This is a genomic window from Pantoea alfalfae (genome assembly GCF_019880205.1).
GTDB classification, from domain to species: Bacteria; Pseudomonadota; Gammaproteobacteria; order Enterobacterales; family Enterobacteriaceae; genus Pantoea; species Pantoea alfalfae.
The window spans coordinates 3,254,657-3,267,167 of the sequence record NZ_CP082292.1; the positions used below are offsets into that span (position 1 = coordinate 3,254,657).

Genomic DNA, 12,511 nt, shown 5'->3' on the forward strand with positions numbered 1-12,511 from the left:
TATGACTCAGGAAACCGTCACCGCAGAACGCACCGGCCTGGTTGCGCCGCACCCGCAGGATAGCGCCCAGCAGATTGCGATGCTGCCCTCCTCCTGCCCGCAAAACCACGCGGCTAACCTGCTGCCGCTGCCCGATGGCGATCTGCTTTGCGTCTGGTTTGGTGGCACGCAGGAAGGGATTGCCGATATCTCGGTCTGGTGTTCCCGGCTGACAAAAGGCAGCGATCGCTGGAGTGACGCGCAGAAGCTGTCTGACGATCCGGGTCGTTCAGAACAGAACCCGGTGCTGTTTCTCGATCCGGACCAGATACTGTGGCTGCTGTGGACGGCACAGAAATCGGGCAATCAGGACACCGCGATTGTGCGCTATCGCCAGTCTCACGATTTCGGCAAGCACTGGGGCGAGATCAAAACGCTGCTGGATAAGCCCGGCACCTTTATCCGCCAGCCGATTGTGGTGTTGCCCAACGGCAACTGGTTGCTGCCGGTGTTCTACTGCCTGACGCAGCCCGGCGAAAAGTGGGTCGGCAGTTATGACGTCAGCGCGGTAAAAATCTCGGAAGATAAAGGCCAGAGCTGGCGCGACGTCAGCGTGCCTGACAGCACCGGCTGCGTTCATATGAACGTCACCCTGCTGGATGATGGTTCGCTGCTGGCTCTCTACCGCAGTCGCTGGGCCGACCATATCTACCAGAGCCGCTCGTTTGATCAGGGTGAAAGCTGGAGTGCGCCTGAGCCGCTGTCGCTGCCCAACAATAACTCGTCCATTCAGGTCACAACGCTGCGCAACGGTCATCTGGCGCTGGTGTTCAATGCCATGAGCGCCGAAGGTGCCAGCGAGCGCCGGTTGTCGCTGTATGACGAAATTGAAGATGATGAAGAGGACAGTGACGTTGCGGTTGCCGCCGAGCCGGTGGTGCACAGCGGGCGGACCGCCTTCTGGGGCGCGCCACGTGCGCCCATGACGCTGGCTATCTCAACGGATGGCGGCAAAAGCTGGCCGCTACAGCGCAATCTGGACGAAGGCGATGGCTACTGCATGACCAATAACTCTCAGCAAAAGTTAAACCGTGAGTTCTCTTACCCCAGCATCAAACAGGGCGTAAACGGCGAACTGCATATCGCCTACACCTGGTATCGCCAGGCGATCAAGTATGTGAGGGTCGACGAGTCCTGGGTGCGGGGGGGTGATGCGTGATTGAAAAGATGGCGCTGGTGACCGGAGCCAGCTCCGGCATCGGTCAGGCGATTGTGGACTGCCTGCTTGATGAGGGCTGGCAGGTTACCGGCCTGAGCCGCTCGGCGATAAATCGGGCAGACGCGGGCTGGCAGAGCCATCAGGTCGACATCAGCGACAGCGCAGCATTGCAGGCTTTACTGGACAAACTGCCGGTGCCGCAGGCGGTGATCCATGCAGCGGGAATGATGCAGGCCGCGCCGCTCGGGGAGCTGGATCTGAACGCCAGCACACGCCTGTGGCAACTGCATGTTGCCGCTGCAGAACAGCTGGCCAATCATTTTGCGCCCCGGATGAGCGCGGGTGGCAGAATCGTGCTGCTGGGCAGCCGCACGTCAGGCGGTGCGTCGGGCCGCAGTCAGTATGTGGCCACCAAATCGGCGATGATCGGCATGGTGCGCAGCTGGGCGGCAGAGCTGGCACCGCTCGGCATTACGGCAAATATTGTAGCGCCAGGCGCCACCGAAACGCCGATGCTGCAACAGCCGGGCCGGGCCAGTTCACCACCGCGCTTGCCGCCAATCGGGCGTTATATTCAGCCGCAGGAAGTGGCCGGGCTGGTCGGCTTCCTGCTTTCGCCGGCGGCAGCGGCGATCACCGGTCAGCAGCTGGTGATGTGCGGTGGTGCGTCGCTGAATTAATTAGCAGGCCGGGCAGCTCAGGTGGCCCGGCCTGTATTAGCGTAAAAATTACCGTACGGGTTTACCATACTGGTTCACAAACTGGCGATAAGCGGCAATCACCAGCTGAAAATCTTCAATACCGCAGAAGGAGAGGCTCTCTTCGTCGTAGTAATTCATCCCCTCTTCCATGCCGTCATCTTCCAGTGCCAGCAGATTAGCGCGAATCATCACCTCTTCCTCATCCAGCAGGATGGTGTACTCGCTGCCGATGCGCTGCCACTGACGCACGCTGCCTTTGACGTCTTCGATTGCGGCTTCCACTTCATCCAGCAATCCTGGATCGTTTTTCACCTCTTCGTTGAACCAGTGGCCGACCGCTTCATGATCCATCGACATACGAACCTTAATCTGTCCGGTCACATCGCGTAAAAATTCATATTCCATCGCCCGTTCCTCTTAACGTCATCGCGTCACCTGATAAGTGTTCGTGCTGCTCTCGCGGCACAGTGTGACACGTCGCGCATTATTACAGGCTGCCTGCCGAAAGCCAGCTTTTGATCGTCTCTCTACCCCATGTACAGACGTAAAAAAGGGGCGAATCATCGCCCCTTAGTCATAACTGACAGGTGAAGAATCAGACCGCGGTCTGGAAAATCACGCCATCAGCTTTGTCGGTGTACTGCGTCAGCTGGTCGAAGTTGAGATAGCGATACGTGTCGCTGGCCGTTTTATCGACCTGCGCCATAAATTGCTGATACTCATCCGGCGTTGGCAGTTTACCAAGCAGAGACGCGACCGCAGCCAGCTCCGCTGACGCCAGGTAGACATTAGCACCGGTACCCAGACGGTTCGGGAAGTTACGGGTCGAAGTGGACACCACCGTCGAACCATCAGCCACACGTGCCTGGTTACCCATGCAGAGTGAACAGCCCGGGATCTCGATACGCGCACCGCTTTTGCCGAATACGCTGTAGTAGCCCTCTTCGGTCAGCTGTGCCGCATCCATCTTGGTTGGCGGAGCCACCCACAGACGGGTTGGCAGCTGGCCTTTGTGGCTATCCAACAGTTTACCGGCAGCACGGAAGTGACCAATGTTGGTCATGCACGAACCGATGAACACTTCGTCGATCTTCTCGCCCTGAACGTCAGAGAGCAGACGGGCATCGTCCGGATCGTTTGGCGCACAGAGGATCGGCTCTTTGATTTCAGCCAGATCGATTTCGATCACGGCAGCATATTCAGCATCCGCGTCCGGCTCCAGCAACTGAGGATCGGCCAGCCATTTCTCCATGCTTTCAACGCGACGCTCAAGCGTACGACGATCGCCGTAGCCTTCTGCGATCATCCACTTCAGCAGCACGATGTTGGAGTTCAGGTATTCGATAATCGGCGCTTTATCCAGCTTGATAGTACAGCCCGCAGCGGAACGCTCGGCTGACGCATCGGACAGCTCAAACGCCTGCTCGACTTTCAGATCCGGCAGACCTTCAATCTCAAGGATGCGGCCAGAGAAGATGTTTTTCTTACCTTTCTTCTCAACGGTCAGCAGACCCTGTTTGATGGCATACAGCGGAATGGCGTGAACCAGATCGCGCAGGGTAATGCCTGGCTCCATCTTACCTTTGAAGCGCACCAGCACTGATTCCGGCATATCGAGCGGCATAACGCCCGTCGCTGCCGCAAACGCCACCAGGCCTGAACCCGCCGGGAAAGAGATGCCGATAGGGAAACGGGTATGGGAATCACCACCGGTACCCACGGTATCCGGCAGCAGCATACGGTTCAGCCAGCTGTGGATAATGCCGTCACCCGGACGCAGTGACACACCGCCACGGTTCATGATGAAGTCTGGCAGTGTATGGTGCGTGCTCACATCCACAGGCTTAGGATAGGCGGCGGTGTGACAGAAGGACTGCATCACCAGATCGGTCGAGAAGCCCAGGCAAGCCAGATCTTTCAGCTCGTCACGGGTCATCGGGCCGGTGGTATCCTGCGAGCCAACCGAGGTCATTTTAGGTTCGCAATAGGCACCCGGACGAACGCCGGTTACGCCACAGGCGCGGCCAACCATTTTCTGCGCCAGCGAGAACCCACGGGTACTCTCCGCAACATCTTTCGCCTGACGGAATACGGTGCTGTGCGGCAGACCCAGCGACTCGCGCGCTTTGGTGGTCAGACCGCGACCGATGATCAGCGGAATACGGCCACCGGCGCGCACTTCGTCAATCACTACTTCGGTTTTGAGCTCGAAGCTGGCCAGCAGCTCATTGGTTTCGTGGTTGCGGACTTCGCCTTTGAATGGATAGATGTCGATCACATCGCCCATGTTCAGGTTGTTTACGTCCACTTCAATGGGCAGTGCGCCCGCATCTTCCATGGTGTTGAAGAAGATGGGTGCAATTTTGCTGCCCAGCACCACGCCGCCGCCTTTTTTATTTGGCACGTTCGGGATGTCGTCGCCCATAAACCACAGCACCGAGTTGGTGGCGGATTTACGTGAAGAACCGGTTCCGACAACATCACCGACATAGGCCAGCGGGAAGCCTTTGGTCTTCAGAGCTTCGAGCTGTTTGATCGGGCCGATATTGCCCGCTTCATCAGGCTCAATGCCTTCACGGGCATTTTTCAGCATCGCCAGGGCGTGCAGAGGAATATCTGGACGTGACCAGGCATCCTGGGCCGGAGAGAGATCGTCGGTGTTGGTTTCGCCAGTGACCTTAAACACTGTAACCGTGATCTTCTCTGCCAGTTCAGGCCGTGACAGATACCATTCCGCATCTGCCCAGGATTGCATCACCTGCTTCGCGTATTCATTACCCGCTTTCGCTTTCTCTTCGACATCATAGAAGTTGTCGAACATCAGCAGCGTGTGTGAAAGGGCTTTCGCGGCAATCGGAGCCAGTTTGCTATCGTCCAGCGCCTCAATCAGCGGATGAATATTGTAACCGCCCTGCATGGTGCCAAGCAGTTCAACCGCTTTTTCAGGAGATATCAGAGGAGAGGTTGCTTCGCCTTTGGCGACAGCCGCCAGGAAACCGGCTTTGACATACGCCGCTTCATCGACGCCAGGTGGGACGCGGTTGACCAATAAATCGGTCAGAAATTCTTCTTCACCCGCAGGTGGATTTTTCAGCAGTTCAACCAGCGCGGCCATCTGGGAAGCCTCTAAAGGCTTAGGTACAATTCCCTGGGCAGCACGCTCGGCAACGTGCTTACGGTATTCTTCTAGCACGACGTTATCCTCGCTCTCATTATGTAGGGCTTTCCGACCACCTTGCTCACTTATGGAGAACACACTTCCCTTTCTCGTCCAGGTTGAGGTGCCCGGTTTCGCGGAGGGCAGAATAGCAGGATTTCGTCTGTTTGTTAATCTGTTTACAAAAATACAACATAATCCACTGCGCCCATTTTACCCGCTTATTATCCCGCATCAGCCAGCTAAGTCAGCTGATTGGCTCTCTCAGCAGCGTACCGCATTCCGCTCAAATGACAGCGCGAGGACGTCAGCTTTGCCGCGGTTTTAACGAAATGATTCAGTGAAATAGATAACTGGCAGGAATAGAAACAGCAGGCGTCTGGTGTACAGTAGAGGAGGGTTCGGGAGCAGATCAACACCAGGCTGCAAATCAGCCTGGTGCTCTTCTCGCGTCAGAGGATTACAACGTGGTTTTCATTTCCCGCAGTGATACCGGCCAGTCACCCGGCCAGACGTAGTGATCTTTCAGAATCCGCGCACTGTAGTCGAGACAGATTTTCACCGGCAGGTTGGGATAGATTCACTCCATCTCCTGCACCAGCTCTTCGCTGTTTTTGACCTTGTGCAGCGTCTTAATGAAATCGTTGATATAGGTGCGGGTAAAGCCTATTGCTGAGGGGCTAAGCGATGGCGTCGTTCGCGAATGGCCAGGGATCAGGACTTTCGGCGCCAGCGCTTCGAGTTTATCCAGACTGCCCATCCATTTCGCCATGCGCTCCGGCGTGCGCATATCGGCAATCCAGACATGTGCATCCGCGAAGACCACATCGGAGGCGATCAATGTTTTCGTCGAGGGGATCCAGAGCGGTGTCACCCGGATGCAATCGCCACTGAGATCGCTCAGGATTTTAATCTCCTGCCCTTCCAGCCAGATCGTATCCTCTTCCAGTTCGGTGATCGCAAACTTAGTGCGGGCACCGTTCTCTTTTAAAACCTGCTTACCCCAGTAATCAATTTTGAAATCAAAGGCGTCATTAACGTCTTCGGCGACCTGCCTGTAAGAGAGAATTTCAGCAGCCGGAAAAACCGACTTAATCACTTCAAGACCCAGAAAATGATCGGGATGCAGATGGGTAATAAAGATGCGTTTCAGGTCGAGACCGGTTTCGATAATCTCAGCGACTAAACGATGCGCATTCGCCAGCGTGAACTGGGCGTCGACTAACATCGCCTCTTTCTCACCCATAATGGTGGAACTGACACCGAAGCCGTCGTGCTGATCGCTGCTGATAAAAACCTTCGTCGATAAATCCATTTTTCGTCCTCATACGTTACACATCAGAAGCTGCACGTCAGAAACAACTAAGCAGAAGAGGTCATGATGACCTCTTCTGTTCACTCTTAATTTTTCAGGTTTTCCGGAAAATTGGCGGGCAGCTGATCAGGCGGACAGTCAATGACGCTTTCGTTGTTTTCACCGACATCGCGGATTACGGTCAGCGTCGCGAACTCATCAATCACTTCGGTTGGATAAGCCGGGCCCGCTTCGCGGAATTTCGCCATCTCTTCCAGATGATCATTCTGGAAGCAGACGGTTTTTTCCGGATTGTTCATGACCCAGCGTGGGAAAAAGATGGTGCCGTGGAAAATTTTATCCGCCAGATTGACGGCCAGGCTGACATCAGTGCCGGTGGGTTCAGTCCAGGAAACTTTATAGACATCCTGTGCCAGGCGAACCACATAAACATGCTGGTTTTTAACCCAGCGATTGCCGACCATGCCACTGTGAATGCGATAGTCGATGGTGCTGGCATTTTTAATGTAGAGCTCGTAGTTCCAGCCGTTGTCATAGGTGTAAACCAGATGTTTGCCAACGATGCCAGACAGGTCATGTTTATCAAAAGTGCTCATAATGAATTCCTCATTTGTTTTCCTTGTGGTGATTATTGCGCGTTACAAAAGCGATGAATAACGCTATTTTTAGCATTAAATAATTCAATTTTTAGATGGATTAACATGTACAAAACAACGCTGGAACAGTGGTATCTGCTCGACGCCGTCGTAAAGGAAGGGAGTTTTGCGCTGGCAGCGGAGAAAAATAATCGTAGCCAGTCCTCATTAAGCTATCAGCTGGGTCTGCTTCAACAACGGCTGGACATGGAACTGCTGGAGCAGGTGGGACGCCGTGCCGTTCTGAGTGCTGAAGGACATCAGTTACTTGCGCAGGTACGTCCACTGCTGGAAGGATTTAGCGCGCTCGAAGCTAAGGCCAGTGCCCTGCGACGGGGTGAGCGTTCGCGCATTGATTTAATGGTAGATGCTACTTTTCCTAAACCTCTGCTGTTTGACGTGCTCAATATATTTCAGCAACGCTATCCACATGTGCGCATCTGGTTCAGCGAAATTGTCCGCAGCGAAACGCCAGACAGGCTGGCGGAACAACAGGCCGATCTCTGGCTGGTGGCGCAATATGGCGCTGAACCATTGGCTGGCGAAAGCCTGATGAGCGTCGATTTCGTTGCCGTGGCGCATCGCCATCACCCGCTGCACAGTGAACCTGCCCCGCTTAATGCTGCCACACTGGCGCGCTGGCCCTGTATTACCATTCTGGATCGCCAGCAACAGCAGCAGTCAGAGGTGAGTGGCGATCAGGCAGAAAACTGGTCATTCACTACCCTGTCGGCAGCAATTGAAGCGGTCCAGCACCAGCTAGGCTATGGCTGGCTGCCGGAACAGAATATCGCGGGGCTCTTAGAGAGCGGTGAACTCCGTCCCCTGCCGCTGCTCCAGGGTCGCCGGCGCAGTAGTACGCTGGTGATGTACATCAATGAAGAGAGGCTGCCCGGCAACAGCGCTATTGCTGAACTGGCGCAGATGTTTGTTGAACGGGTGGCGGCGTGGGAAGTGCGTCGCTGAACGTAAATCGAAGGGCACGCGTACAGCAGCTCTTTCTGGCCGCTCGCTCCTTATAACCCCGCTATTTCGCTAGCTCTCATCATTTCCTTTCGCTAAACTGCGGGGCTGGATTCCTCCCAGCATAAATTGCGCAGAGTAATCCATGACCCGCAAATTCAAGCCTTTCACCTCACTTTCCCGCCGCCACCGTCGCACGCGTGTTCAGCACATCAAAAATCTTATCCATCGCGAGCGTGAGCGCTGCGGTGGGCTACATTACGATGATTGTGATTCTGAAAACGCAGAGGCTATTGCGGCGGGCTGGGTCTGGACCTGGAGTGATGTACTTTTCCTGGATGATCAAGATCCCACCATCTATTGGAACGCTGAGATCGTTACTGCTGATGTCGCTCGCATGGATATCATCGAAAACCGGGTACTCAATGAGGCCACTGCAATGCTTGACCAGACCCAACTGGAGGATGAATTCCGTTTAGAGACAGTGTCCAGCTATGACGCGAAAGGAAAGATTGTCAGCTATAAGCAGGTCAAACGCACCCGCGTTGCTTATCCCCAGTTCGGCGGGATGACATATCATGATTACATTAACAAGCGCGTGGCAGATATTCTCCGCGACACCCCACCCGTAATCACCCCTGGTTATCGCATCCAGCACGGCTATCGTAGTGGTATTGGTCTGCAAATTATCGTCGCAGAGTCAGAGCTGACGCGTGAAGTCATCGATAATGCCATCCGCACATTTCTGGCAGGTAACATGCCTTCTCTTAAATCTATATAGCCGTTCTGATGCCCCACATCCCCTGCCGGGCTTTTTGACACACCGCCTCGCACGTCAGGGGTTAACGGCTTACTGTCATTGCTAGTCCGGCAGCACAAAGGCTGAATATCAGTAATATTGAAGTGCGATTCCGGGCGATTTTCCCTCGGCCTAACGTGTCTGTCAGAGGAATGAATGGCAGAATCTACTGACACTTATGATCAAAATGACAGCGAAAAAAAAGCCCCCATAACGGGAGCTTTCTCTTTGCAGCAGCAGAAACTTACTTCTTCTTCGCTTTCGCGTTAGGCAGATCGGTGATGCTACCTTCGAAGATTTCTGCAGCCAGACCGACTGACTCATGCAGGGTCGGGTGAGCATGGATGGTCAGCGCAATATCTTCCGCATCACAACCCATCTCAATCGCCAGACCGATTTCGCCTAACAGCTCGCCGCCGTTAGTACCGACAATCGCGCCACCGATAATACGGTGCGTCTCTTTGTCGAAAATCAGCTTGGTCATGCCGTCTGCACAATCAGAAGCGATAGCACGGCCTGAGGCAGCCCACGGGAAGGTGGAGGTCTCGTAGCTGATGCCCTTCTCTTTCGCTTCTTTCTCGGTCAGACCGACCCAGGCAACTTCTGGCTCAGTATAGGCAATTGAAGGGATCACTTTCGGATCGAAGTAGTGCTTCAGACCAGAGATCACTTCAGCCGCTACGTGGCCTTCATGCACGCCTTTGTGCGCCAGCATTGGCTGACCGACGATGTCGCCGATAGCATAGATGTGTGGCACGTTGGTGCGCATCTGTTTATCGACGCGGATGAAGCCGCGATCGTCCACTTCCACGCCCGCTTTACCGGCATCCAGACCTTTACCGTTCGGCACACGACCGATAGCAACCAGCACCGCGTCATAACGCTGCGCTTCGCCTGGTGCTTTTTTGCCTTCCATTGAAACGTAAATGCCATCGTCTTTTGCTTCAACGGCGGTCACTTTAGTTTCCAGCATCAGGTTAAATTTCTTGCTGATTTTCTTGGTAAAGACTTTCACCACGTCTTTATCCGCAGCCGGGATAACCTGGTCGAACATCTCAACCACATCGATCTCTGAACCCAGCGCGTGATAGACCGTCGCCATTTCCAGACCGATGATACCGCCGCCCATGACCAGCAGACGCTTCGGCACTTCTTTCAGTTCCAGCGCATCGGTAGAGTCCCAGACGCGTGGATCTTCATGTGGAATGAATGGCAGTTCGATTGGGCGTGAACCCGCAGCGATGATAGCATTATCGAAGTTGATGGTGGTCGCGCCGCCTTCTCCTTCAACCACCAGGGTGTTAGCACCGGTGAATTTGCCCAGGCCATTCACCACGGTGACTTTACGACCTTTTGCCATACCTGACAGGCCGCCAGTCAACTGGTTGATAACCTTCTCTTTCCAGCTGCGAATCTTGTTGATATCAGTAGATGGCTGGCCAAACACAATGCCGTGCTCTTCAAGGGCTTTTGCCTCTTCAATCACTTTAGCAACGTGCAGCAGCGCTTTAGATGGGATACAACCGACGTTCAGACAAACACCACCGAGGGTGCTGTAACGCTCTACCAGTACGGTTTCCAGACCTAAATCCGCACAACGGAAGGCTGCAGAGTAACCTGCAGGACCTGCCCCAAGTACCACGACCTGGGTTTTAATCTCTGTACTCATCATGACCTCTTAATTGATATCCGGCGGGTCAGACGTTCTTATAATGCCCTTGTTCCACCGGGACTTTCACCGCAAGAGTTTACAGAATTGTTAACAAACTGCCAACAGCGGCGCGACGAATCGTTAAAGGAAGGCCGGCATCCGCCGGCCTTCTTCACATTTACATAACTAAACGACGAATGTCAGACAACATATTGCCGATAATGGTGATGAATCGCGCACCATCAGCACCGTCGATCACGCGGTGGTCGAAGGAGAGAGAAATCGGCATCATCAGACGCGGCGTAAACTCTTTACCATTCCACACCGGCTCCATCGCCGATTTAGAGACACCCAGGATAGCCACTTCCGGCGCGTTAACGATCGGCGCGAAGTGTGTGGTACCCAGGCCGCCCAGGCTGGAGATGGTGAAACATCCGCCCTGCATGTCGCCCGCTGTCAGCTTACCGTCACGCGCTTTCTTCGAAATTGCCATCAGTTCACGCGACAGCTCGGTGATGCCTTTCTTGTTCACGTCTTTGAAGACCGGAACAACCAGGCCGTTTGGCGTATCAACCGCCACACCGATGTTGATATATTTCTTCAGCGTCAGTTTCTGCGCATCTTCAGACAGCGAGCTGTTGAAGCGTGGCATCTGCTCAAGCGCCGCCGCGACCGCTTTCATGATGAACACGACAGGCGTGTATTTCACATCCAGCTTACGCTTCTCTGCTTCAGCATTCTGCTGCTTACGGAACGCTTCCAGATCGGTGATATCGGTTTTGTCGAAATGCGTAACGTGCGGGATCATCACCCAGTTACGGCTCAGGTTCGCGCCAGAAATTTTCTGGATACGACCCAGTTCGACTTCTTCGATTTCGCCAAACTTACTGAAATCAACTTTCGGCCATGGCAGCATGCCCGGCAGACCACCGCCGCTTGCCGCAGCAGGCGCTGCTTCAGCGCGTTTCACGGCCTCTTTCACGTAAGTCTGCACGTCTTCTTTCAGAATGCGACCTTTACGGCCGGTGCCTTTGACTTTCGCCAGGTTAACACCGAACTCGCGCGCCAGGCGACGGATCACCGGGGTCGCGTGAACGTAAGCGTCGTTCTCTGCGAACTCACCTTTGCTGTTGGCTTTGGCTGCTGGCGCCGCGGCGGCTGGCTTAGCCTCAGATTTCGCAGCAGGCGCCGGAGCGGCGTCCTGTTTCGCGGCCGCAGGGGCGGCCGGAGCAGCACCTTCGACTTCGAACACCATGATCAGTGAGCCGGTGCTGACTTTATCGCCCGTGGCGACTTTCAGCTCTTTGACAGTACCTGCAAACGGCGCAGGGACTTCCATTGAGGCTTTGTCGCCTTCAACCACGATCAGTGACTGCTCAGCCTCAACTTTGTCGCCAACTTTGACCAGGATCTCGGTAACTTCGACTTCATCACCGCCGATATCCGGAACGTTGACCTCTTTTGCGCCTGCAGCAGCAGCGGGTGCCGATGCTGCTTCTTCTTTCACTTCTGGCTTCGCATCAGAGGCCGGTGCTGCGCCTTCTGCTTCAAAGACCATGATGGCTGAACCGGTGCTGACTTTGTCGCCGGTCGCAATGGTGATCTCTTTGACCACACCCGCGAACGGAGCCGGAACTTCCATTGAGGCTTTATCACCTTCCACCACAATCAGTGACTGCTCGGCTTCAACTTTGTCGCCAACCTTCACCAGAATCTCAGTGACTTCGACTTCATCACCGCCGATATCCGGCACAGCCACTTCTTTGCTGGCCGTCGCCGCAGCAGCGGCTGGCGCAGGCGCCGCGTCCGCTTTTTTCTCTGCGGCCGGTGCTGGTGCTGCTTCCGCAGCGCCTTCAGCATCAAACACCATGATCAGTGAGCCGGTCTCAACTTTGTCACCGGTAGAGATCTTAATCTCTTTCACTACGCCAGCCTGTGGCGACGGCACTTCCATTGAGGCTTTGTCGCCTTCCACGGTGATCAGCGACTGCTCGGCTTCCACCTTGTCGCCAACTTTCACCAGAATCTCGGTGACTTCAACTTCGTCAGACCCGATATCCGGTACCTTAATTTCGATAGCCATTACTCTATT

Annotated in this window: 10 protein-coding genes; 4 read left to right on the top strand and 6 right to left on the bottom strand. The window is 54.7% G+C overall.

The genetic code is table 11. The features are described 5' to 3' along the window. The first annotated feature begins 1 nt into the window (after position 1). The gene (locus tag K6R05_RS15395) at positions 2 to 1,198 is read left to right on the top strand and encodes a sialidase family protein (protein WP_222924544.1); all 1,197 of its coding nucleotides are present in this window, start codon (positions 2 to 4) and stop codon (positions 1,196 to 1,198) included. Positions 1,199 to 1,206: 8 nt separating this feature from the next. Beyond that, positions 1,207 to 1,878, top strand: a complete 672-nt coding sequence (locus K6R05_RS15400; protein WP_222925500.1) for an SDR family NAD(P)-dependent oxidoreductase — start codon at positions 1,207 to 1,209, stop codon at positions 1,876 to 1,878. A 48-nt stretch (positions 1,879 to 1,926) separates the two neighbouring features. Here the strand turns inward: K6R05_RS15400 and yacL are convergent, their stop codons facing one another. The 4 genes from yacL to K6R05_RS15420 all read right to left on the bottom strand — a co-directional run bounded on the left by yacL (position 1,927) and on the right by K6R05_RS15420 (position 6,967). Then, entirely contained in the window at positions 1,927 to 2,304 is a 378-nt protein-coding gene (gene yacL, locus K6R05_RS15405) for a protein YacL (protein ID WP_013356797.1), read from the bottom strand. Positions 2,305 to 2,494: 190 nt separating this feature from the next. Then, entirely contained in the window at positions 2,495 to 5,092 is a 2,598-nt protein-coding gene (gene acnB / locus K6R05_RS15410) for a bifunctional aconitate hydratase 2/2-methylisocitrate dehydratase (protein ID WP_161731573.1), read from the bottom strand. A 544-nt stretch (positions 5,093 to 5,636) separates the two neighbouring features. Further along, positions 5,637 to 6,371, bottom strand: coding sequence for an MBL fold metallo-hydrolase (locus K6R05_RS15415; protein ID WP_253421095.1), 735 nt, complete (start codon positions 6,369 to 6,371; stop codon positions 5,637 to 5,639). A gap of 86 nt (positions 6,372 to 6,457) precedes the next feature. Beyond that, on the bottom strand, positions 6,458 to 6,967 hold the full coding sequence (locus K6R05_RS15420; RefSeq protein ID WP_010253965.1) for a phenolic acid decarboxylase: 510 nt from the start codon (positions 6,965 to 6,967) through the stop codon (positions 6,458 to 6,460). A 105-nt stretch (positions 6,968 to 7,072) separates the two neighbouring features. On the opposite strand from K6R05_RS15420, the gene K6R05_RS15425 reads away from it, so the two are divergent. Next, a complete protein-coding gene (locus tag K6R05_RS15425; protein WP_161731577.1) occupies positions 7,073 to 7,972 on the top strand; it encodes a LysR family transcriptional regulator in 900 nt (299 codons plus the stop codon). A gap of 142 nt (positions 7,973 to 8,114) precedes the next feature. Continuing rightward, entirely contained in the window at positions 8,115 to 8,750 is a 636-nt protein-coding gene (locus K6R05_RS15430; protein WP_222924545.1) for a hypothetical protein, read from the top strand. Between the two features lie 262 nt (positions 8,751 to 9,012). Here K6R05_RS15430 and lpdA read toward each other — a convergent pair whose 3' ends face one another. After that, positions 9,013 to 10,437, bottom strand: coding sequence for a dihydrolipoyl dehydrogenase (gene lpdA, locus K6R05_RS15435; protein WP_010253950.1), 1,425 nt, complete (start codon positions 10,435 to 10,437; stop codon positions 9,013 to 9,015). Between the two features lie 160 nt (positions 10,438 to 10,597). Continuing rightward, complete coding sequence (gene aceF, locus K6R05_RS15440; protein WP_161731581.1) at positions 10,598 to 12,502, bottom strand: pyruvate dehydrogenase complex dihydrolipoyllysine-residue acetyltransferase; 1,905 nt, start codon at positions 12,500 to 12,502, stop codon at positions 10,598 to 10,600. Positions 12,503 to 12,511: the final 9 nt, after the last annotated feature.

Bases quoted from the DNA above. Each gene is read 5' to 3' on its own strand.
- K6R05_RS15420 (WP_010253965.1), bottom strand. From the start codon at position 6,967: ATGAGCACTTTTGATAAACATGACCTGTCTGGCATCGTTGGCAAACAT.
- K6R05_RS15430 (WP_222924545.1), top strand. From the start codon at position 8,115: ATGACCCGCAAATTCAAGCCTTTCACCTCACTTTCCCGCCGCCACCGT.
- lpdA (WP_010253950.1), bottom strand. From the start codon at position 10,437: ATGAGTACAGAGATTAAAACCCAGGTCGTGGTACTTGGGGCAGGTCCT.
- yacL (WP_013356797.1), bottom strand. From the start codon at position 2,304: ATGGAATATGAATTTTTACGCGATGTGACCGGACAGATTAAGGTTCGT.
- K6R05_RS15400 (WP_222925500.1), top strand. From the start codon at position 1,207: ATGGCGCTGGTGACCGGAGCCAGCTCCGGCATCGGTCAGGCGATTGTG.
- K6R05_RS15395 (WP_222924544.1), top strand. From the start codon at position 2: ATGACTCAGGAAACCGTCACCGCAGAACGCACCGGCCTGGTTGCGCCG.
- K6R05_RS15425 (WP_161731577.1), top strand. From the start codon at position 7,073: ATGTACAAAACAACGCTGGAACAGTGGTATCTGCTCGACGCCGTCGTA.
- aceF (WP_161731581.1), bottom strand. From the start codon at position 12,502: ATGGCTATCGAAATTAAGGTACCGGATATCGGGTCTGACGAAGTTGAA.
- K6R05_RS15415 (WP_253421095.1), bottom strand. From the start codon at position 6,371: ATGGATTTATCGACGAAGGTTTTTATCAGCAGCGATCAGCACGACGGC.